The organism is Campylobacter sp. CFSAN093227 (assembly GCF_012897855.1).
Taxonomy (GTDB): domain Bacteria; phylum Campylobacterota; class Campylobacteria; order Campylobacterales; family Campylobacteraceae; genus Campylobacter_D; species Campylobacter_D jejuni.
In genome coordinates, this window is record NZ_CP040610.1 from 1,646,500 (window position 1) to 1,668,063 (window position 21,564).

Annotated in this window: 18 protein-coding genes and 2 pseudogenes; 11 read left to right on the forward strand and 9 right to left on the reverse strand. The window is 30.0% G+C overall.

What is annotated here, in order from left to right:
• Positions 1-10: 10 nt before the first annotated feature.
• The 6 genes from FBF06_RS08495 to tupB all read right to left on the reverse strand — a co-directional run bounded on the left by FBF06_RS08495 (position 11) and on the right by tupB (position 6,502).
• On the reverse strand, positions 11-460 hold the full coding sequence (locus FBF06_RS08495; protein ID WP_002851546.1) for a Dps family protein: 450 nt from the start codon (positions 458-460) through the stop codon (positions 11-13).
• 126 nt (positions 461-586) lie between these two features.
• Positions 587-1,807 (reverse strand): glucose-6-phosphate isomerase, encoded by a 1,221-nt coding sequence (locus tag FBF06_RS08500; RefSeq protein WP_038816767.1) that lies wholly within the window; start codon positions 1,805-1,807, stop codon positions 587-589.
• Positions 1,801-2,625 (reverse strand): UTP--glucose-1-phosphate uridylyltransferase GalU, encoded by an 825-nt coding sequence (gene galU / locus FBF06_RS08505; RefSeq protein ID WP_168977630.1) that lies wholly within the window; start codon positions 2,623-2,625, stop codon positions 1,801-1,803. Before galU ends, FBF06_RS08500 begins: the two co-directional genes overlap by 7 nt.
• 81 nt (positions 2,626-2,706) lie before the next feature.
• Complete coding sequence (gene acs, locus FBF06_RS08510) at positions 2,707-4,680, reverse strand: acetate--CoA ligase (RefSeq protein ID WP_052796057.1); 1,974 nt, start codon at positions 4,678-4,680, stop codon at positions 2,707-2,709.
• A 138-nt stretch (positions 4,681-4,818) separates the two neighbouring features.
• Complete coding sequence (gene tupC / locus FBF06_RS08515) at positions 4,819-5,814, reverse strand: tungstate ABC transporter ATP-binding protein TupC (protein ID WP_002855825.1); 996 nt, start codon at positions 5,812-5,814, stop codon at positions 4,819-4,821.
• A gap of 1 nt (position 5,815) precedes the next feature.
• Entirely contained in the window at positions 5,816-6,502 is a 687-nt protein-coding gene (gene tupB / locus FBF06_RS08520) for a tungstate ABC transporter permease TupB (RefSeq protein WP_002855945.1), read from the reverse strand.
• A gap of 78 nt (positions 6,503-6,580) precedes the next feature.
• On the opposite strand from tupB, the gene tupA reads away from it, so the two are divergent.
• The 4 genes from tupA to FBF06_RS08540 all read left to right on the forward strand — a co-directional run bounded on the left by tupA (position 6,581) and on the right by FBF06_RS08540 (position 9,995).
• Positions 6,581-7,390: a tungstate ABC transporter substrate-binding protein TupA gene (tupA, locus tag FBF06_RS08525; protein ID WP_002851335.1), complete on the forward strand. Its 810-nt coding sequence runs from the start codon at positions 6,581-6,583 to the stop codon at positions 7,388-7,390.
• A 141-nt stretch (positions 7,391-7,531) separates the two neighbouring features.
• A complete protein-coding gene (locus tag FBF06_RS08530) occupies positions 7,532-8,299 on the forward strand; it encodes a LamB/YcsF family protein (protein WP_002851457.1) in 768 nt (255 codons plus the stop codon).
• A 9-nt stretch (positions 8,300-8,308) separates the two neighbouring features.
• Positions 8,309-9,049 carry a 5-oxoprolinase subunit PxpB gene (pxpB, locus tag FBF06_RS08535; protein ID WP_002851148.1) on the forward strand — a complete coding sequence of 247 codons (741 nt, stop codon included), beginning with the start codon at positions 8,309-8,311 and terminating at the stop codon, positions 9,047-9,049.
• The gene (locus FBF06_RS08540; RefSeq protein ID WP_002858255.1) at positions 9,030-9,995 is read left to right on the forward strand and encodes a biotin-dependent carboxyltransferase family protein; all 966 of its coding nucleotides are present in this window, start codon (positions 9,030-9,032) and stop codon (positions 9,993-9,995) included. The genes pxpB and FBF06_RS08540 overlap by 20 nt, the downstream gene beginning before the upstream one ends.
• Here the strand turns inward: FBF06_RS08540 and FBF06_RS08545 are convergent.
• Together FBF06_RS08545 and FBF06_RS08550 are read right to left on the reverse strand one after the other, a co-directional pair.
• Entirely contained in the window at positions 9,992-10,888 is an 897-nt protein-coding gene (locus FBF06_RS08545; RefSeq protein WP_002869215.1) for a DMT family transporter, read from the reverse strand. The two genes, FBF06_RS08540 and FBF06_RS08545, sit on opposite strands and share 4 nt — an antisense overlap.
• A 32-nt stretch (positions 10,889-10,920) precedes the next feature.
• On the reverse strand, positions 10,921-11,499 hold the full coding sequence (locus FBF06_RS08550) for an NAD(P)H-dependent oxidoreductase (protein ID WP_002860674.1): 579 nt from the start codon (positions 11,497-11,499) through the stop codon (positions 10,921-10,923).
• A 99-nt stretch (positions 11,500-11,598) separates the two neighbouring features.
• On the opposite strand from FBF06_RS08550, the pseudogene FBF06_RS08555 reads away from it, so the two are divergent.
• A pseudogene (locus tag FBF06_RS08555) lies at positions 11,599-11,939 on the forward strand (helix-turn-helix domain-containing protein).
• The gene (locus FBF06_RS08560) at positions 11,940-12,491 is read left to right on the forward strand and encodes a hypothetical protein (protein ID WP_002873046.1); all 552 of its coding nucleotides are present in this window, start codon (positions 11,940-11,942) and stop codon (positions 12,489-12,491) included.
• A gap of 2 nt (positions 12,492-12,493) precedes the next feature.
• Here the strand turns inward: FBF06_RS08560 and FBF06_RS08565 are convergent, their stop codons facing one another.
• Positions 12,494-13,570 (reverse strand): NAD(P)-dependent alcohol dehydrogenase, encoded by a 1,077-nt coding sequence (locus tag FBF06_RS08565; protein WP_052775262.1) that lies wholly within the window; start codon positions 13,568-13,570, stop codon positions 12,494-12,496.
• Positions 13,571-13,701: 131 nt separating this feature from the next.
• Here FBF06_RS08565 and FBF06_RS08570 point away from each other — a divergent pair, with 131 nt between their 5' ends.
• The 5 genes and pseudogenes from FBF06_RS08570 to FBF06_RS08590 all read left to right on the forward strand — a co-directional run bounded on the left by FBF06_RS08570 (position 13,702) and on the right by FBF06_RS08590 (position 21,538).
• The gene (locus FBF06_RS08570) at positions 13,702-16,011 is read left to right on the forward strand and encodes a type I restriction endonuclease subunit R (protein WP_168977631.1); all 2,310 of its coding nucleotides are present in this window, start codon (positions 13,702-13,704) and stop codon (positions 16,009-16,011) included.
• A gap of 11 nt (positions 16,012-16,022) precedes the next feature.
• Positions 16,023-17,690 (forward strand): DUF262 domain-containing protein, encoded by a 1,668-nt coding sequence (locus FBF06_RS08575; protein ID WP_002884277.1) that lies wholly within the window; start codon positions 16,023-16,025, stop codon positions 17,688-17,690.
• Complete coding sequence (locus tag FBF06_RS08580; protein ID WP_032593121.1) at positions 17,687-18,862, forward strand: restriction endonuclease subunit S; 1,176 nt, start codon at positions 17,687-17,689, stop codon at positions 18,860-18,862. The genes FBF06_RS08575 and FBF06_RS08580 overlap by 4 nt, the downstream gene beginning before the upstream one ends.
• A gap of 119 nt (positions 18,863-18,981) precedes the next feature.
• Positions 18,982-20,053: pseudogene (locus FBF06_RS08585) on the forward strand (Fic family protein).
• On the forward strand, positions 20,054-21,538 hold the full coding sequence (locus tag FBF06_RS08590; RefSeq protein ID WP_057044053.1) for a type I restriction-modification system subunit M: 1,485 nt from the start codon (positions 20,054-20,056) through the stop codon (positions 21,536-21,538). It begins immediately after the preceding pseudogene.
• The last annotated feature ends 26 nt before the right edge of the window (positions 21,539-21,564 follow it).

Genomic DNA, 21,564 nt, shown 5'->3' on the forward strand with positions numbered 1-21,564 from the left:
GCCCCTTAAATTACATTTTGCAAGCACCCTGTAAAGTAGCACCTATCATCCAAAGACTTTTTTCATATTTTGCAATATTTTCTTGCGCAAAAGCAGCTGTTGTGGTATCACTTTCTTTTTCTGCTGCTTCATTGAGTTTTTTAAATTCTGCTAAAAGATATTCATAATCTTGTTTGATCAGTTCTATGACTTCAAGCGGAGTAAAGCAATCTTTTGCAACTTTTGGACTTTTTGCATTTTCCATTAAAACTTTTTGGCAAGTGATAGCTTTTTCGCCAAGTTGTAAAACTCTTTCAGCACAACTATCAAAAAGTTCTGCCATTTCTTCATAAGCTTTTTCTGTGTACTCGTGTATAGAAAAAAATTGCAAACCTTTTACATTCCAGTGATAATTATGAAATTTAACCCATAGATGATGAGCATCTGCTTGCATTTGTAATAATTGTTTTGTAACTGACATGATTGACTCCTTTTTTTAATTTTTAAAATTATAACATAAAATTCTTAAATAATAATTATTATTAATTAAAAATTTTTATTATAATTTTAACTTAAAATTATTATACTCTTTTTTAATGAATTTTGATTAAGAATTTAATATATTTTTTAAGATCAACTTTCCAACTTCCACACCAGGTTGATCATAGGTGTTAATCCCTAGCATAACACCGCAAGTTGAAGTAAAAAGTTCATAATAATACATCAAATATCCCGCATGCCAAGCATCAAGTTTTTCAAGTTCTATCACATCAACACTCAAATTTTCAGCGATTAAAGCGTGCATAGTTGCATTACATTGAGCGTTTAAAAGTTCGTGAAGATTGACTTTATTACTTAAAGAATCTAAAAATTTAAAATGAATATCAGGGATAATAGGTGCTTTTTGAGCGTCTTTGATTTTTAAAAAAGTTACAGTTTTATTTTTAGGTCCATCCATAATGAGTTGTAAAAAACTATGCTGATCTCTTGCTCCAATGAGTGCAATAGGAGTTAAACCTATACGTTTATAGCCTTGCTTTTTACCTAAACTTTCAGCAATAAGCTGGATATACCATTCATTAAAGCCTTTAAAAGCATCACTATATGAAAAAAGTACATTGATATTGGCATTTTTGTGTGTGCAATAATGATAGGCTTTTTGTAAAATTTCATCTTTTTTATGAGTAAAAAAATCTTCAAAACAAGCTTTAGCTCCTTCTAAAAGAGCTTTGGCATTATAGCCACAAAAACAAAGCGGAACTATACCTACGGCTGAAAGTATGCTAAAACGACCTCCTACATTTGCAGGGATAAAAAAGCATTTAATATCTAAATTTTCACCTTCTTGATGAAGTTTTGAATCCTTATCGGTAATAAAAACAAAGTATTTTTTTAATTCTTGCATATCAAGTTTAAAATGTTCAATAAGAAGTTTAAAAAGCGATACAACTTCTATAGTACTACCTGTTTTGCTGATGATTAAAAACAAACTTTCCTCAAGCTTGATTTTTTCTAAAGTCTTATTAAAAGAATGTGAACTTGTGTTATCGAGTATAAAAAGTTCTCTTTGATTGCTTTTTTCATTAAAAAGCATATCACGCAAGGCTTTTACACCACAACTTGAACCACCCATTCCCACTAAAACGATATTTTTTATGTGTTCTTTGTCTTTGATAAAAGCCAAACTCTCATCGATTAAATTCAAACTTGTATCAATAAGATGATAATACCCTATATCTCCACTTTTTACCTCATCATTAATACGATTTGCATAAGAACTTATAGTGTGAATTTCACTTTGCTTAAAAAAAAGTGTATTATTTAACATTTACTTTTCTCGTAAAAATAATTTGTCGCTTCTACAAAGCCTTCTACGCTTCCACAATCAAAGCGTTTTCCTTGAAATTTATAAGCTAAAACCATACCATTAGTTGCTTGAGTTAAAAGCGCGTCGGTAAGTTGGACTTCACCATTTTTTCCCGCTTTAGTATTTTCTAAAATTCCAAAAATATCAGGAGTTAAAATATATCTTCCTATGATAGCAAGATTACTTGGAGCTTCATCAGGACTTGGTTTTTCTATCATAGAATTAACCATGATAAGATTTTCTTCTACAAAATTTCCAGAAATTACTCCATAGTTTGAAACTTGCTCTTTTGGTGCTTCCATCACAGCTATGATGGTGCAGCGATATTTTTCATAAATTTTTACCATTTGAGCCATAACATTTAAGCCTTCTTCATTAACACACAAATCATCAGCCAAAATTACGCCAAAAGCTTCATCGCCAACCAAAGGTCTACCTTTTAAAACCGCATCACCTAAGCCTTTCATTTGATTTTGTCTTGTAAAAGTAAAGGTACAACGATTGATCAAAGAGCGAATTTCATCAAGTAAGTATTCTTTTTTTGTACCTGAAATTTGATGTTCAAGTTCATAAGAAATATCAAAATAATCCTCCAAAGCTCTTTTTCCACGCCCTGTGACAAATCCCATATTTTCCATTCCTGCTTCTAAAGCTTCATCAACTCCATAATGGATCAAAGGCTTGGTTAAGATAGGTAACATCTCTTTAGGTAAAGTTTTTGTTGCAGGTAAAAATCTCGTCCCATAACCTGCCGCAGGGAAAATACAAGTTTGAAGCATAAAAATTTCCTTTTATTTTTTTATCATTATAGCTTATTTTTATGAATTTTCATGCAACTAGGCAAAGTTCTTTTTACCTTGTTATTCAAACTCTGCCTTAGCTAATTTAACAATGGTTTCTACTACTTTAGAATCTTCAAGTGTTGAAATATCCTGTTTGATTTCTTCACCTCTTGCTATAGTTCTTAAAATTCTTCTCATTATTTTACCACTTCTAGTTTTTGGCAAACCTGGAGTATAAAGAATTTTTTCTATTTTAGCTATAGGTCCTATTTCTACTCTTAAAATGTCATTAAGTTCTTTTAAAGTTTCTATAGCTCCGCCAAGATCACAACTGGATGCAGGACTTAAAACCACAAAAGCAAACAATGACTCGCCCTTAATCGTATCCAAAATACTCACTACAGCTGATTCTGCTACACTTGGATGTTTAGCAATAGCGCTTTCAATTTCAGCCGTTCCTATACGATGTCCTGCAACATTAACCACATCATCTGTTCTTCCTGTGATGGTAATATAACCATTTTTATCATAAAAAGCACCATCGCCACTAAAATATACAGCTTTTCCATCTTTTTTAGCTTGAGAAAAATAACTTTCTATATAGCGTTCATCATTACCCCAAATTCCACGAATCATCGAAGGCCAAGGTTTGGTTATACAAAGCAATCCATCTTCACCTTCATCTTTTTTATTGCCTTCTTCATCAATAACTTCTGCAAAAATTCCTGGCAAAGGCAAGGTAGCACAACCTGGTTTTAAAGGAGTAGCGCCTGGTAAAGGCGTGATCATATGCCCACCTGTTTCTGTTTGCCACCAAGTATCGACTATAGGACTTTTAGTTCCCCCTATTTCATCATAAAACCACTTCCAAGCACTAGGATTGATAGGCTCTCCAACCGTTCCAAGCACTTCAAGCGTACTTAAATCATATTTTCTTGGCTCATCAGGTGCATCAGCATGAAGCATTCTTATGGCAGTTGGCGAAATGTAGAATTTGCTTATTTGATACTCTTCTATCATTCTCCACCAACGCCCAGAATTTGGATAAGTAGGAGTTCCTTCATGCATTATAGTCGTTGCTCCACATGCTAAAGGCCCATAAACTACATAAGTATGTCCTGTAATCCAACCCACATCAGCACTACACCAATAATTATCATAATCTTTAATATCAAAAACCCATTCCATAGTCATTTGTGCCCAAAGTATATATCCTGCACTTGCATGCATAACTCCTTTTGGCTTACCTGTTGATCCTGAAGTGTAAAGCAAAAACAACAAATCCTCACTATCCATAATTTCGGGTTCACACTTATAAGACTCATTTTTCACAAGTTCGTTATAAACATAGTCCCTTCCTTTAATATATTCTATAGGCTCATTATTGCGTATAACTATAAGTACTTTTTCTACACTTTCACACCCTTCACTTAAAGCCTTATCTACTGCAGGTTTTAACATATAAGGTTTGCCACGACGAAAAGCACCATCAGCTGTTACTACAAGTTTAGCTCCTGCATCTATAATCCTATCTCGCAAAGCTTCTGGAGAAAATCCTCCAAATACCACACTATGAATAGCCCCAATCCTTGCACAAGCTAACATTACTATAGCTGTTTCTGGAATCATAGGCATATAAATTACAACCCTATCGCCTTTTTTTACTCCGAATTTTTTAAGCAAATTGGCTGCCTTGCAAGTTTCATGCAATAATCTTCTATAAGTATAAACTTCATAATCCCCCATTTCACCTTCAAAAATCAAAGCAGCTTTATTGCGTCTTGTTTTCATATGACGATCAAGACATTGATAACTTACATTTAAAGTTCCACCTTCAAACCATTTATAAAATGGAGCTTTATCCTCATTTAGCACTCTTGAAAAAGGCGAAAACCACTCAATCTTCTCAAATGCTTGTCTTTTCCAAAAACCTTCAAAATCTTCCTTGGCTTCATCGCATAAATCATAGTATTCGCATAAATTTTTTATACGAGCATTACAAGAAAATTCTTTACTTGGCTTAAAAAGCTCTTGATTATTTTGATTAAGCATAAAAACTCCTTATATAGTTATTTTTAAACATTATATAAGAGTTTATTTGTATTAAATACAAATTTAAAAAATAATTAAGATAAATTTTATAAAAAATGGGAATATTTGTAATATTTTATTTAAATTTTATAATGTATGTTAATTTAAGAAACATATTGCATCTTCATAAAAATAAAGACTAAGTTCTTCGTATAATTTTAAATCGAATCTTAAAAATTCTTGTTTTTCCAAGGCAAATTCTAAAATTTTATCCATACAACTTACCCTTATAAAAACATCACTTTTCCTACTTCTAAGTGCTATAATATAACATTTTTCTAAAATAAAATCATAATTATTTTTTGGAATATTTTTAGAATTAAAAAAAGAAATTTTATAAGGATCAATAGCAATTTTACTTGGAGGTTTTTTAAAATCTTTATATTTTTTACAATTACTAAAATCTATAAAATTACAAAATTTCACACCTTGATTTTCTAGTTCAAAAACATTAGTATTTTCAAATTCTAAAATTTCTCCACTGTGTAAATAAAGCTTTTTTTGCGCCAAAGAATCTAAAAAATGTTTATCATGACTTGCGATTAAAAAACCTGTATTGAAATTTTCATGCATTTTAAGAATAGCTTTTTTAAATAAAAGTGTAGTATTTTTATCCAAAAAAGCACTTGGTTCATCAAGTAAATAATACTTCGCTCTTACGCTTAAAGCTATAGCAAAAGCTATTTTTTGACTTTGTCCTGATGAAAGTTCATTAGGATGTTTACTTAAAAGACTTTCATCTAAATTTAAAAACATCAAACTTTCTTTTATGCGTTCTTCAATATCTTCTTTAATCCCATAAGTTTTTAAGGTAAATAAAAAATTTGCCCTTACACTACGATTTAACAAAATAGGCTCTGGAAAAAGCAAATAAATTTCACGCTTTTGTTTATTATTAGGTTTAAAATTTCCAAAATAAGAAATATTTTTTGAAAAATCTCCTTCTAAAAATTTTAATATTCTTAAAAATGTAGATTTTCCACTTCCATTCGCTCCCATTAAGATGCTAATTTTACTTGTATCAAGTTTTAAATTTTTGATTTTTAAAACTTCTTTGTTTTGATAGTTGAAAAAAAGATTAGAAATTTCTATCATTTTATGTTCTTTTGAGTTTGTGCGTGATGAAATTTAAACAAAAGGCAATGAGAATTAAAACCAAAGCCAAAGCTATACCGCTAGCAAATTCGCCTTTGTTAGTTTCAAGTGAAATAGCTGTGGTTATGGTTCTAGTGTCGTATTTGATATTTCCACCTACTATCATCGCTACTCCTACTTCTGCTACAATGCGTCCATAAGCTAGTGCAACGACGCTAATCAAAGCAAAGCGTAATTCATAAATCATCGTTAAAACAAGTTTTAAAGGACTTAGGTGAAAAGATTTTATAAGTAAAAAATGTTTTTTATTCATATTTTCTATCAAATTTGAAAAAAGTGCGATCACTATAGGAAGTGCTAAGATAAACTGCCCTAAAATTAAAGCCTTTATAGTAAAAAGTAGTCCAAATTCTCCCAAAGGTCCTCGACTTGAAATCAGTGCATAAAGTATAAGTCCTACTGCAACTGTTGGAAAAGAAAGGCTAGTATCTATGATAAGTTTTATAAAGCATTTGAATTTAAAATCAAAAAAACCTAAGATAAATCCCAAAGGAAAACCTATAAGCAAAGCTAAAACTATAGAAATACTTGAGCTTAAAAGTGTAGTTTTTATAGCTGAAATTACGCTTTCATCAGCATTGAAAAGTAAAAATAAAGCCTGTTTAAAACCATCAAAAATATAATCCAAAAATATCCTTTTTAAAATAAGTAATTTTAGCATAATTATGCTAAAATATTTTTTTATGTAAATTTATAAGGAAAAAAAATGAAAAAAATCATTTCTTTAGCCCTTGCTTTAGCTTTAAGTGCAAGTGCAGCAGAACTTAAAATGGCAACTACAACAAGCACTGACAATACAGGACTTTTAGATGCTCTAAAACCTCTTTATGAAAAAGAAAGTGGCAATACCTTAAAATGGGTTGCCGTAGGAACAGGTGCGGCTTTAAAAATGGGTGAAGATTGCAATGCTGATGTGCTTTTTGTGCATTCTCCAAAGGCTGAAAAAGAATTTATGAAAAAAGGCTTTGGTGTAGATAGAACTCCTGTGATGTATAATGATTTTATCATCATCGCAGATAAATCTTTAGCTTCTAAATTTAAAGGTAAAAATTTAAAAGAAAGCTTAGAACTTATCAAAAATGAAAAGCTTACTTTCATCTCAAGAGGCGATAAATCAGGCACTGACAATAAAGAAAAAAGCCTTTGGAAAAATCTTGGCGGTGTTCCTGAAAAGCAAAGCTGGTATCAACAAAGCGGACAAGGTATGTTAGCAAGCATTAAAATTGCTGAAGAAAAAAAAGGTGTGATTTTAACCGATCGTGGTACTTATATCAAATATGAAGCCAATGAAAAAGGCAAACCAAACTTAGTCATTGTAAATGAAGGCGATGATAGTCTTAAAAATTTTTATTCTGTTATAGCGACAAATCCTAAGCATTGTAAAAATGTAAATTATACAGAAGCTAGTAAATTTATCAAATGGGTAACAAGTGATAAGACTTTAAATTTCATTGCTGATTTTAAACTTCTTAATAAACCTTTATTTGTAATTGATGCAAAAACAAGAAAAGACTAAAAATTAAGCAGGTTTTAACCTGCTTAAAATATCATTTTTTACTTATTGTAACTTTTTTATTTATTTTTCAAAACTTTTAGCTTATTTAAAATTCTTCTTTAGATATAATAAAATCAATAATTAAATATACAAGGTCAAATAATGTTCAAAGTGGATTTAAATAGTGATTTAGGGGAAAGTTTTGGCGCCTATAAAATGGGAATGGATGAAGAAATTTTAAAATTTGTAAGTTCAGTAAATGTCGCTTGTGGCTTTCATGCGGGTGATCCTTGTGTGATGGATGAAACCTTAAATTTAGCCAAGCAAAATGGTGTTTGCATAGGAGCACATCCATCTTATCCTGATCTTTTGGGTTTTGGAAGACGCAATATGCAAATAAGCTTTGAAGAGGCTAAAAACTATGCCTTGTATCAACTAGGAGCTTTATTTGGCTTTGCTAAGGCAAAAGGTATGAAAATACAGCATTTTAAAGCCCATGGGGCGCTTTATAATATGGCAGCTATTGATGAAAATTTAGCCTTAGCACTTTGTGAGGCAGTGGCGAGTTTTGATGAAAATATTATTTTTCTAGGGCTTAGTAATTCTGCTATGAATGAAGCAGCTAAGAAAAAGGGTTTAAGATATGCTAATGAAGTTTTTGCAGATCGTGCCTATAATGATGATGGCACTTTAGTTTCAAGAAAATTAGAAGGGGCGTTAATACACGATGAAAATTTAGCTATCAAACGCGTGATAAAAATGATAAAAGAAAGCAAAGTTACAAGCATAAATGGCAAAGAAATTGATTTAAAAGCCGATAGTATTTGTGTTCATGGGGATAATGCAAAAGCTTTAGAATTTGTTAAAAAAATCAAAGAAAATTTAAAAAAAGAGCAAATTCAAATTTGTGCTTTGGAAAATTTTATATAAGTTTTAGCAATGTTTAGTGTGCATTTTAGTGGAAGTAAAGCTTTGCTTTTGCGTTTTGAGCAAGAAATTTCACCTCAAATCAATGCCTATGTTTTAAGCACAGAACAAAGGATACAAAAAGCCCTAAAAGAAGGTGAAATTTATGGGATTGATGAGTTGGTAAGTGCTTATGCAAGCTTGCTTATATATTTTAATCCTTGCGTGCTTTCTTTAAATTCCTTGCTTGATTTTTTGGAAAAAATTAAAAAGGATATTAAACTTGCAGAACAAAACTCAAGTCTTTGTATAGAAGTTCCACTTTGTTATGATGAAGAATTTGGACTGGATTTAGAATTTGTGTGCAAACACAATCAAATTTCAAAAGAAGAGCTTATATCTCTTCACACTAAACCTTATTATCTTGTTTTTATGCTAGGTTTTATGGCAGGTTTTCCTTATCTTGGAGGTTTAGATGAAAGACTTTTTACCCCACGCCTTTCAAGCCCTAGAGCAAAAATAGAAGCTGGAAGTGTAGGTATAGCCGATAAACAAACAGGAGTTTATCCCATATCAAGTCCAGGGGGTTGGCAAATCATTGCTAGAACACCTTTGGAATTTTTTGATAAAGAAGATGAAAAAAATCCCACTCTTTTAAAAGCGGGTATGTTTTTAAAATTTAAAGCCATTTCAAAAGATGAATTTTTCGATATCCAAGAGCAAGTTGCTAAAAAAGTCTATCAAAAGGAAATTTATGAGTATAAAAATCATTGAAGCATCTATAAATTCAAGTTTGCAAGACTTTGGTAGAAAAAAATTTGCTAAATTTGGCATAGCAAGAAGTGGAGCTATGGATGAAGATGCTTTAAGAATGGCAAATATCTTGCTTGGAAACAAACAAGATGAAGCAGGAATTGAGCTTTGTTTAAAGGGTGGAAAATACGAATTTTTAGATGAGAATTATTTTGTTTTAAGTGGAGCTGAATTTGAGGCAAAGCTTGATAATCAAAAAATCAAAACTTGCAAAGTATATCAAGCAAATAAAGGCGATATTTTAGAACTTGATTTAGCAAAAATAGGTTTTCGTGGGTATTTATGCGTAGCGGGTGGCTTTGAAGTAAAAAGTTTTTTAAACTCTAAATCCAGTGATGCTAAAATGGGAGCTGGAGTTTTTGAAGGAAGAGCTTTGCAAAAAGATGATATTTTAAATACTCATAATACTTTTATACCTTTTAATTTAGAAGCTAGAGAATGTGAAAATCCTCTTTTTAAAAGCCCTAAAGAACCTATTATACGCGTTATTTTAGGAACAAATGAAGATGCTTTTACCCAAAAAGGCATAGAAACCTTTTTAAATACTACTTATAAAGTAGGTTTAAAAAGCGATAGAATGGCAATTTATGCAGAATCTAGTGAAAGTATAGAGCATAAAAACTCAGCAGATATCATCTCAGATCCTGCGGTTTTTGGAAGTATACAAGTGCCAAAAAGTGGTATTCCTATCATTTTAATGGCAGGAAGACAAAGCACAGGAGGCTATACAAAAATAGCCACGGTTATAGAAAATGATCTAAGCTTACTCGCACAAGCTAAGTTAGGTTCTAGCTTTAAATTTCAAAGCATTAGCATGCAAGAAGCCTTAGAACTTTATAAACAAAGAGAAATGAAATTTAAAGCTATGGATCAAAAAATCAATCTTGATTTTGAAAATTTAATCTAAGCTTTTTTACCATAAATATTGATAAAATATATAGCACCTATAGCCAAGGCACAACCTAACAAGGTAAGTGCATTTGGCACCTCGTCTAGTATAAAATAACTGCAAATTAAAGCACTAGCAGGAGTGATTAAAACAAAAGAATTTGCCTTAACGCTTCCTAAAATGTGAATCCCATAATAATAAATACTAGTTCCTATAATAGTTGATAAAAAAGCCACGACAAACATACTGATCCAAAATTTAAATTCAAAATGAAAAATTTCATAACTTTTTACATCAAACAATATCCAAGAAAACATTAAAATAGAAATGAGATTAATATAAAAGTTAATCGCCAAAGGGTGAGCTCCTTTGGCTTTATGATTAAACACTGCCATCAAAGCCCAAATAAAAGAACAAGTTAAAAATAAAATATTAAATTTACCAAATAAATCTTCTAAACTCCCTAAATTTAGCAAACAAAATCCAGATAATAAACCTAAAAATAAGCCTAGAATTTCACTCTTTGTGATCTTGTGAGTTGATTTTTTGTTTTTTTGAAAAAATATCGCTATCATAAATATCAAATAAGAAAAAATAGGAATCATAGTGGTTACTAAAACTCCTCCTTTGCCTGCCAAGCCGTGCTTTATAGCGATAAAAAATACAAAGGCATAAAGCCCATTTAAAACTCCTGCTATCAATACCCATTTTAAGGCAGTTTTTTCGATTTTAAGAGGAATTTTTAAGAAGTTTAAAACAAAAAATGAACCCAATACAACAAAGAAAAAACGCCAAAAGGTAATAATAGAAGTATCCGTATAATTTGCTAAAATCTTAGATGTTGGCCAAGATGAGCCCCATAAAAACATAGCAATAACAAGCAAGATATACAAATACTTTGTTCGAGTCAATGTTACACCTTGAAATTTTTAAGTCAAATTTTTTAAAAAATTTTTTTCAAGTGTAGTTCATACTCGTTTAGATATTTTTCCACTTGAGGATTTTTTACCACATCATTACACATAAAAGTTGGTAAAGCTTTCATACCTATAAATTCATGAGCCTTATGCAAATGCCAATACACCATATCTACACCCTTTCCTTCAAAAAATTCATTTTTATCATTAAAGGCTTCAAGAGGTGCATTCCAAGTGAGAGAAAACATGTATTTTTTACCATGATCTAAACCACCTTTTCCGTAGTTTTTACTAGGATTTTCATGAGTTCTTCCATCATTTTTAAAAAGCACTCCAGCACCCAAACCAAACACTTCATCGATATATTTTTTAACTATCCAAGGCTCCCCCATCCACCAAGCTGGCATTTGATAGATCACAGCATCAGCTTTTATAAATTTTTGCATCTCTTCTTTAGGATCATATCCTTGATCTATGTGAGTTTGATCTACCTCGTATCCTAGTGTTTTTAAAATTTCTAAAGCATGATTATGCAATGTCAAATTAAGTTGTCCTTTTGAATTTCCAAATTCTTTAGCACCATTAAGCAAGAGTATATTTTTCATTTTTATCCTTTTTTAAATTTTATGATACAATTATAACTTAGCATAATATCATTTTCAATACAGAAAATAAAGTAATATACTATACTAAAGGAATGTTAAATGACTAAAGAGAATTCTCCGTGCAATTTCGAAGAATGTGGATTTAACTATACTCTAGCATTAATTAATGGAAAATAAAAATGAGTATTTTATACTGCTTATTTCGCTATGAAATCGTGCGTTATAATGAACTCAAACGCTTTTTAAGCTCCATATCTTTTAAAACTTTAACCAATACCTTAAGAGAACTAGAAAACGATGGTTTAATTATCAGAAAAGAATACGCTCAAATTCCACCCAAGGTAGAATATAGCTTATCCAAACGCGGACAAAGTTTAATTCCTATCTTACAAGCAATGTGCGATTGGGAAGAAGAAAATAAAAAATTACAAGGAAAATAAATGATAAAAACTATAAAAATTTTAGCATTTTTAGCCATTTTTGCATTTGCTTTAAGTATTGCTTTATGCTTTTATTTATTTTTTGATTATTTTATAGAAGAAAGAAATATTATTATTTTGACATTGATTTTTATAAGTATGATTTGTGGAATTTTACTCTATTTTTTAAGTATTATTTTGCTTTCTTTCAAGCTTAAAAGCATAAGCTTTGCTTTAATTTTTTTAGGATTTTTATTTTGTGTTTTAGCAAGTTTTGGTTTTTATCAATGTTATATAGAATATAATAATTTTTTATTTTCACAAACAAAAGGAAAATTAGCATTTTATTTTTGTGCATTTTTTACCACTCTTGCTTTTATTTTAGGCTATTTTCATTTTAAAACAATGGCTAAAATTAGTTCTTGGAACGAGTTTTTATTTGTATATAAATTTTTTATGGTGGCTTTGATTGTAAGTTATTTTAACGCCTTTTTTGGCTTTTTTATGTTGGGCGCTAGTGCGATTTTGCTTTTCATTTCTTGGTATAAATTCAAGACTCTTAAAGAGTCTTGAATTTACTCATCTCTCATATCAATGACGTAGCGAAATTTAGCCTTTCCTGAGGTTAGATTTTCATAAGCTTTATCGATTTCTTGTGGGGTGATAAGCTCGGTTTCTGGATAAATTTCATGTTTTAAAGAAAAATCAAGCATTTCTTGAGTTTCGGCAATACCGCCAATTAGCGAGCCATAAACCTTTTTACCTGCCTTATGTACAAGCTCATTTATGCCTATATTTACCTTATCTTCCACAGGAGGTAAGCCAACTATAGCCATTTCGCCACCAAATTTAAGCAAATCCATATAAGCACTAGGATCATAAGGAGTTGGGATGGTAGAGATGATAAGATCAAAGCGTTCTTTTACAGCATTTTTATCTGTGCTTGTATAAAAAGAACTCACGCCCATAGCCAAAGCATCGGCTTTTTTGTTTTCATTTCTAGCAAAAACGCTAACCTTTGCACCCATTTTAACAGCATATTTTACAGCCATCATACCAAGTCCGCCAAAGCCTGCTATAGCAACGCTTGAACCTTCTTTTATCTTAGAAAATCTTAAAGGCGAGTAAGTGGTAATGCCCGCACAAAGCAAAGGCGCAACCTTATCCATCGGTGCATTTTTTGGCACACAAATGGCAAATTTTTCACTTACAACTATGTTGTTTGAGTAACCCCCATAAGTGTTTTCATTGCCGTGAAATACATCGCAACTATTGTAAGTAAAGATGGTTTTGCCATTTTCGCAAAACTGCTCTTGTGAGCGTTTGCAAGCATCGCACTCACCGCATGAATTTACCATACAACCAACCCCTGCGTAATCTCCTACTTTAAATTTGCTTACATTTTTACCCACAGCGATAACTTCTCCTGCTATCTCATGCCCAGGCACACAAGGATAAGTAGCTTCTCCCCACTCGCTTCTTGCGGTGTGAATATCGCTATGACAAATACCTGCATATAGGATTTTAATCAAAATATCATTATCACCAATAGCGTGGCGGCTAAATTCAAAGGCTGTGAATTTCGCATCCTTGCTAAGCATTGCATAGCCTTTACTTGCGATGCGATTGTTTTCTAAAATTTTGTATTGCATTTTTGCTCCTTTTTTGATTTTTTATAATTATAAAACATTAGAGTAGCTATAAGTCAAGAGTGAAAATAATTTTTTTAAAAAACTAGTATAAATGCTATAATTATAAAATTTAATTTCACTTTGGGGTAAAAATGCAAAATTTGTATTCAGAAGATGATACTAGAGTAAAATTTATAGATGCAAAGCTTTATAATAGTTCTTGGTATGAAGAAAATATAAAAAGAAATTATTATTTTACAGATGGTAGAAAGCTTTTAGGTGGTAAAAGAGCACAAAGAAAATTTGCAGATTATTTGCTTAGATATGAAGGAAACAACCTTGCTATAATAGAAGCTAAAAAATTTAGTAAAGATCCTTTAGATGGTTTATCTCAAGGCATAGAATATGCAAAAATTTTAAATGTGCCTTTTGTATATAGTAGCAATGGAGAAAAAATTTATGAATACGATATAAGAAGTCATAGTGGTAAATATATAGATAAATTCCCAAGTCCTAAAGAGCTTTTTGATAGGATTTATGGCAATGTCAAAGAATGGCAATACAGGCTTTTAACCCAAAATGTTATGTATATTCCGCAAAAAGAATTAAGATATTATCAAAAAATAGCCATAGACAAAGTCATAGAAGCTATTATAAATAACAAAAATAGAATTTTACTCACTCTTGCTACAGGCACAGGAAAAACAACCATAGCTTTTAATTTGTGCTATCGTTTGCTTGAAGCTAGATGGAATAAAGAAAACAAAGATCAAAAGCCTAAAATACTATTTTTATGTGATAGAGTGAGCTTAAGAGATCAAGCCTTAGGAGAATTTAATCCTATAGAAAGTGATTGTAAGGCAATTAGTGCTGAAGAAATAAAGAAAAATGATGGAAAAATCATAACAAATGCAAATATTTTCTTTGGAATTTATCAAAGCTTAGCCGCAAATTCAAAAGAACAAGAAAACATCCAAGAAGAACAAGAGAGCAAATTTTATCTTCAATACCCAAAAGATTTTTTTGATCTTATCATCATAGATGAGTGCCACAGAGGTGGAGCAAACGAAGAAGGAAACTGGAGAGCTGTACTTGAGTATTTTTCTTATGCGACTCAGCTTGGTTTAACCGCTACTCCAAAAAAAGAAGAAAATATAGACACTTATGAGTATTTTGGTGAAAGTGTTTATGATTATAGTCTTAAAAGTGGTATTGAAGATGGATTTTTAACCCCTTATAAAGTCAAACTCATAAAAACAACTTTGAGTGATGGTTATACCTATAATCCTGATGATTTAATACAAGGTGAGCTTGAAAAAGGCTTTTATAAACAAAGTGAATTTGAAAGAAATATTTTTTTACCAAACTATAATGACTTTATCGCTAAGAAAATTTTAGAGCTTATAAATCCTATGGATAAAACCATAATTTTTTGTGCAAATCAAGCTCATGCAAATGAAGTAAAAAGAGCTATAGATAAATATAAAAGTGTTAAAAGAGATGATTATTGTGTAAGAGTTACGAGTGATGAAGGTAAAATAGGGCTTGATTATCTAAAATTGTTTCAAGATAATGATAAAAGCTATCCTGTCATACTTACTAGCTCTAAAATGCTCACAACTGGAGTGGATGCAAAAAATGTGCGAAATATAGTATTGCTAGCAAATATAGGTTCTATGGTTGAATTTAAGCAAATTATCGGGCGTGGCACTAGGGTTTATGAAGGTAAAGACTTTTTTACTATACTTGATTTTGTCGGTGCGACTAAACTTTTTTATGATCCAAAATGGGATGGTGAAAAAATAGAAGAATTAAAAGAGCAAGATGAAAAAGAAAAAATCACTAAAGAGCATATAAAACAAACAAAAGAAGAAAACAAAGAAAAAAAGAGCGTAACCATACACTTAAAAGGCACAAAACTTAAGATTTTAGATATCACAACTACTTATGTAGGAGCACAAGGTAAGCCACTTAGCACTAAAGAATTTTTAGAATTTTTGATAGGAAAGCTTGGTGAGTATTATGATGATGAAGCAAAATTGCGTGAAATTTGGAGTGATCAAAAAAATAGAGAAAGATTTTTAAAAGCCCTTGCAAATGATGGAGTAGATGAAGATGCTTTAAAAGATCTAAGAGAAATTTTTCAAAAAGATTGTGATATATACGATGTTTTAGCGCATTTAAGCTTTAATGCCGAGATAAAAACAAGGCAAGAGCGTGTTTTACAAGTAGAAAATGGTGAGTTTTTGAAACGCTTTCAAAAAGAAAAAGCTATAAAATTTATAGAATTTTTACTAAATAGATATCAAGAATACGGCATAAAAGATTTTGATGATGGTTTAAAACCACTTATAGAGCTTAGTTCTTTAGGCAATGTAAGAGAATTGGCTGATGAATTTGGTAGCTTAGAAATTCTAAAACAAAGTTTTGATGATTTACAAAGGGAGATTTATTTAAACTGAAAGGAGAGAAAATGAGTAATAGTTTTTTAAATACAGAGACTTTAACTCTTAATGATTTATTTGGTAAAGATAGAACTTATAGTGTTCCAAAATATCAAAGAAATTATTCTTGGAGTGAAGATCAATGGGAAGATTTATGGTGTGATATTGAAGATTTAGAAAAATCAAACTATCCACATTTTATGGGTTCTATAGTATTGCAAGAGACTAAAGATGCCAAAAATATAGATATAATTGATGGGCAACAAAGATTAACTACCTTAAGTATTTTTATGTCCGCGATAATATTTTATATAGATAATTTGGTCAAAAAAGATAAAGATAAAACAGATAATGAAAAAAGGAAAGAAATTTTTAATAAAAAATATTTAGGTTATGAAAGTTCTACTACATTAAAAATAGTTCCAAAACTTACTTTAAATAATACTAATAATAATTTTTTTACTCACTATATTATTAATCAGAATATTCCAGATAAACCAACTCTAGCAGATGAGGATAATTCTAATTATTTATTATATAAAGCATTTAATTTTTTTCAAAAAAAAATTAAAGAAAAATTTCAAGAAGAAGATGGGAAAATAATTGCAGAATATGTGGAGATGATAGGAGAACAATTAAAGTTTATTGTGATTATAGTTCAAAATGAATTAGATGCTTATGTTTTATTTCAAACACTAAATGCTAGAGGAGTAGAATTAACAGCCGCTGATTTATTAAAAAATTACTTTTTAAATTTACTTAAAAATGAACCAGAAATTTTAAATCAAGCTAATTTAATGTGGGAAAACATAAATAATAAAATTTCAACAGAAAAAATACCCGATTTTCTAAGAAGTGTTATAAATTCACAAATAGATTTGGTTACAAAAAATAGACTTTTTAAAGAAGTTAAAAAAAATATTAAGACTTCAGAAGAGGCTTTTAATTTTATATCTAAACTTCATAAATTATCTTCTTTGTATCTTGCTTTGCAAAATTCAAATCATAGTTCTTGGAATGATTTTACAGCACAAGATGCAAAATATTATATTGATATTTTAGAGTTATTAAGATTTAAATCATCTTTACCATTACTGCTAATTGCTAAAGAAAAAATAGTAGATGATCAAGATTTTATAAAAATTTTAAAAGCTTGTGCTATATTATCTATTAGATATTCTATTTCAAAAACTAGAACAAATAAATTGGAATCTAGCTATAATAAAATTGCTTGCAATATATTTCATAGCAAATATAAAAATACCAAGGAAATTATAGATGCATTAAAATCAATTGATATTGATGATAATGACTTTAAAAAATCTTTCTCTATATATTCTAAAAAAGCAACCTCAGGAAATGATGCAAAAATAGTCAAATTTTTACTTGTTAATATTGAAAGGCATTTATCTGGAGGCATATGTGATGAACAAATTGCAACAATAGAGCATATACTTCCATCATCTTTAAATAACGAAAAAGTTCATAAATTAGGAAACTATATTTTATTAGAAAAAAAATACAATCAAGAATTAAAAGATAAAAAATTCGAAGAAAAAATTTCTATATATAGCAAGTCTAGCTTTAAACTACCAAGATATATAGCGGATAATTTTAAAACTTGGGACACAAAAAGTATTGATCAATATCAAAATTTTTTAGCTAAACAAGCCTTGGCTCTATGGAAAATAAAATGACAAATTTACCGCAGGGTTGGGAAGTTAAAACGCTTAGCGAGATAGGTGAAATCATTACAGGTTCAACACCTAGTAAGAGTAATGTTGAGTTTTATAGGAAAGATTATCCATTTTTTAAGCCAAGCGATTTCGAGCAAGGATATTTTTTAGAAAATGCTGGAGATAATCTATCAAAACTAGGTTTTGGTAAAGCTAGACAGCTTCCGCCTAAAACAATTCTTGTGGTTTGTATAGGTTCTTTGGGTAAAGTAGCACTAACTAGAGTTATTGGGAGTTGTAACCAACAAATAAACGCAATTATTCCTCACAAAAATATAATTTCCGAGTATATTTATTATTATTGCATATCTTCTAAATTTCAGTCTATATTATTTTCAAAAGCACCACAAACAACTTTAGCTATTTTCAATAAGACTGAATTTTCCAAACTCGAAATTATTTATCCAAAAGACATAAAAGAGCAAGAAAGGATAGTGGGGATTTTGGATTTTGCTTTTAGTAAGATTGATGAAAATATCAAAAAAGCAAAAGAAAATTTAGCAAATATTGATGAGTTAATGCAAAGCGCCTTGCAAAAAGCTTTCAATCCATTAAAAGACAATGCTAAAGAAAACTATAAACTCCCACAATCTTGGGAATGGAAAAGCTTAGAAGAGATTAGCGAAAATATTTCTGCGGGTGGAGATAAGCCAAAAAACTGCACAGAAAGTAAAACTGCCAAAAATCAAATCCCTGTTTATGCAAATGGTGTAAATAATAATGGTTTAGTTGGATATACAGATAAAGCTACCATTATAAAACCTTCTTTAACTATATCTGCTAGAGGAACAATAGGTTTTGTTTGCATTAGAAAAGAACCTTATTTTCCTATTGTAAGGCTTATTTCTTTAATTCCTTGTGAAAATATATTATGCTTACATTATTTATATTTTTGTTTGAATTTTTTTATAGCAAAAGGTGAAGGTTCTAGTATTCCGCAACTTACTATACCAAAATTTAAATCCCTACAAATCCCCCTACCCCCACTCAAAGAGCAAGAGCAAATCGCAGAGCATTTAGATTTTGTCTTTGAAAAGGCAAAGGCTTTAAAAGAACTTTACACCAAAGAGCTAAAAGATTATGAAGAGCTTAAGCAATCCTTGCTTAATAAAGCTTTTAAGGGAGAATTATAATGTTAAAAAATTTGCCAAATTTTAACACATTGGCTTGATATGTTAAAAATTTTTGATTTTTTTAACATATTTTTTTATAATGTTAAAATTTTTAGAAAAAATTAACATATTGGAAAATTATGAAAGAATTTATACCTCAAAAATTGCCTTTAAATATAGAATTAAATGCAAATATTTATAGTCTTATCATTAAAGCTTCTAGAAAATTAGCAGAGTTAAATGGACTTAGTAAAAGCATACCAAATCCAAGTATTTTAATCAATGCTTTGATTTTACAAGAAGCAAAAGATTCGAGTGAGATAGAAAATATCATCACAACACATGATAAACTTTTTTTATCACGAGTTGATGAAAACAAACTCACAAGAGCAGCAAAAGAAGTGAAAGATTATGAAAGTGCTTTGAAAAAAGGATATGAGTTATTAAAAAAAGAACAGTTATTAAGAAATGCACATATTTTAGAAATTCAAAAAAGATTAGAAAGAAATAATGCAGGTTTTAGAAAACAAAGTGGAACTATGCTTAAAAATCCTATTACAGGAGAAATAAAACCACATACCACCCCAAAATCCTAATGATATACAAGAACTTATGGGAAATTTAGAACTATACATTAACGATGATAATTTAGATGAATTTGATTTTTTGGTAAAGATGGCAATTATACATTATCAATTTGAAAGCATTCATCCTTTTTATGATGGCAATGGCAGAACGGGTAGGATTATAAATATACTTTATTTAGTATATAAAGGACTTTTGGATTTTCCTATTTTATATCTTAGTGCTTATATAGTAAAAAATAAAGATGAGTATTATAAGCTTTTGCAAAAAGTGCGTGATGAAGGGGATATTTTAAAGTGGATAGAATACATACTTAAAGGCATAGAGCAAACCGCTGCAAAAACTATTGAAACTATCATTAAGATAGAAAAAATGATGTCTAATGTAGGTGAAATTTTACAAAATAAAACGAATTTTTATAGTAAAGATTTTGTGGAGCTTTTGTTTTCTCATCCTTATACAAAGATAGATTTTTTAATAAAAAAATTAGACATTTCAAGACAAAGTGCTTCAAAATATCTTAAAATTTGTGAAAATTTAGGAATATTAGAGTGTATTAAAATGGGTAGAAGTAATTATTATATAAATATAGAACTTTTAAGACTTTTTAGAAAAGGAATTTTTTAAATGCAAAATAAAATCGATAAAATCACAGATATTCTAAGAAGAGATGATGGCATAAGTGGTGCTATGCACTATACAGAGCAGATTGGCTGGATACTTTTTTTAAAATTTTTAGATGATTGTGAGACAAATTTAAAAGATTTAGCGTTTTTAGATGGCAAAGATTATAAAAGCATTTTAGAAGAAAAATTTAGCTGGAGTGTTTGGGCAGCGCCTAAAAAAGATGGCAAACTTGATGTAAAAAATGCTTTAAGTGGATCGGATTTGCTTGAATTTGTAAATAAAGAGCTTTTTCCTTATCTTAAAAATTTTAAAAATAATGATGATTTTAAAAGTATAGAGTATAAAATCGGTGGAATTTTTGAATTTATAGACAATCGCATAGCAAATGGACATACTTTAAGAGAAGCGATAAATATCATTGATGAGATTAGTTTTAATAAAGAAGATGAAGTATTTGCCTTAGGTGAAGTTTATGAAAAACTGCTTAAAGATATGGGTAGTGATGGTGGAAATAGTGGAGAATTTTACACCCCTCGTCCTTTGATAAAGACTATGGTGGAAGTAATAGATCCTAAACCAAAAGAAAGAATTTATGATCCTTCTTGTGGTAGTTGTGGATTTTTAGTTGAGAGTTTTTTACATATTTTATATAAAGACAGAACCAAAGGCAAAAAAGCAAATTTAAGCGTAGAAGAGCTTGAATTTTTAAAAAATGATGCTCTTTTTGGTAAAGAAAAAACTCCGCTTAGCTACGCAATGGGCGTGATGAATATGATCTTGCACGAGGTAAAATCTCCAAATATCATCAAAACAAACACTCTAAATAAAAAAATCACAGACATAACCCAAAGCGAAAAATACGAAGTGATTTTGGCAAATCCACCCTTTGGAGGTAAAGAAAAAGAACAAATTCAAGAAAATTTTCCTATAAAATCAAACGCTACTGAACTTTTGTTTTTACAACACATTTTAAAATCTTTAAAAAACAACGGAAGATGTGCGATCATCGTGCCTGAAGGCGTGCTTTTTCAAAATTCAAATGCCTTTGTGAGTGTAAAAAAAGATTTACTAGATGATTTTAATTTAGAATGCGTTTTGAGTTTGCCAAGTGGGGTATTTTTGCCTTATAGTGCTGTTAAGACTAATGTGCTTTTTTTCTCTAAAGGTAAAAAATGTATTTGTGAAGGCGATGGAGTTTATTACTACGAACTTATACCGCCTTATAAACTTACTAAAAATAAGCCTTTAGAATACGCACATTTTAAAGAATTTCTAAAATGCTACAAAGAAAGAAAAATCACTGCTAATTCTTGGCTTGTTAGCAAAAAAGAGCTTGAAGAAAGAAACTATGATCTAAGTGCTAAAAATCCAAATGTAAAAGAAGAAAAAATCCTAAGAACTAGCGAAGAGATTTTAAATTCTTTAGAAGAAAATCTAAAAATACAACAAGAATATCTAAATGAGCTTAAAAGCATACTAAAATAATTGCAAGTTTTTTGATAAAAACTAAT

Excerpts from the sequence above, each read along its gene's own strand:
- FBF06_RS08500 (WP_038816767.1), bottom strand. The coding sequence starts at position 1,807 with ATGTTAAATAATACACTTTTTTTTAAGCAAAGTGAAATTCACACTATA.
- FBF06_RS08580 (WP_032593121.1), top strand. The coding sequence starts at position 17,687 with ATGACAAATTTACCGCAGGGTTGGGAAGTTAAAACGCTTAGCGAGATA.
- pxpB (WP_002851148.1), top strand. The coding sequence starts at position 8,309 with ATGTTTAGTGTGCATTTTAGTGGAAGTAAAGCTTTGCTTTTGCGTTTT.
- FBF06_RS08540 (WP_002858255.1), top strand. The coding sequence starts at position 9,030 with ATGAGTATAAAAATCATTGAAGCATCTATAAATTCAAGTTTGCAAGAC.
- tupA (WP_002851335.1), top strand. The coding sequence starts at position 6,581 with ATGAAAAAAATCATTTCTTTAGCCCTTGCTTTAGCTTTAAGTGCAAGT.
- FBF06_RS08530 (WP_002851457.1), top strand. The coding sequence starts at position 7,532 with ATGTTCAAAGTGGATTTAAATAGTGATTTAGGGGAAAGTTTTGGCGCC.
- FBF06_RS08570 (WP_168977631.1), top strand. The coding sequence starts at position 13,702 with ATGCAAAATTTGTATTCAGAAGATGATACTAGAGTAAAATTTATAGAT.
- galU (WP_168977630.1), bottom strand. The coding sequence starts at position 2,625 with ATGCTTCAAACTTGTATTTTCCCTGCGGCAGGTTATGGGACGAGATTT.
- FBF06_RS08565 (WP_052775262.1), bottom strand. The coding sequence starts at position 13,570 with ATGCAATACAAAATTTTAGAAAACAATCGCATCGCAAGTAAAGGCTAT.
- FBF06_RS08560 (WP_002873046.1), top strand. The coding sequence starts at position 11,940 with ATGATAAAAACTATAAAAATTTTAGCATTTTTAGCCATTTTTGCATTT.
- FBF06_RS08575 (WP_002884277.1), top strand. The coding sequence starts at position 16,023 with ATGAGTAATAGTTTTTTAAATACAGAGACTTTAACTCTTAATGATTTA.
- acs (WP_052796057.1), bottom strand. The coding sequence starts at position 4,680 with ATGCTTAATCAAAATAATCAAGAGCTTTTTAAGCCAAGTAAAGAATTT.
- FBF06_RS08495 (WP_002851546.1), bottom strand. The coding sequence starts at position 460 with ATGTCAGTTACAAAACAATTATTACAAATGCAAGCAGATGCTCATCAT.
- FBF06_RS08550 (WP_002860674.1), bottom strand. The coding sequence starts at position 11,499 with ATGAAAAATATACTCTTGCTTAATGGTGCTAAAGAATTTGGAAATTCA.
- FBF06_RS08590 (WP_057044053.1), top strand. The coding sequence starts at position 20,054 with ATGCAAAATAAAATCGATAAAATCACAGATATTCTAAGAAGAGATGAT.
- tupC (WP_002855825.1), bottom strand. The coding sequence starts at position 5,814 with ATGATAGAAATTTCTAATCTTTTTTTCAACTATCAAAACAAAGAAGTT.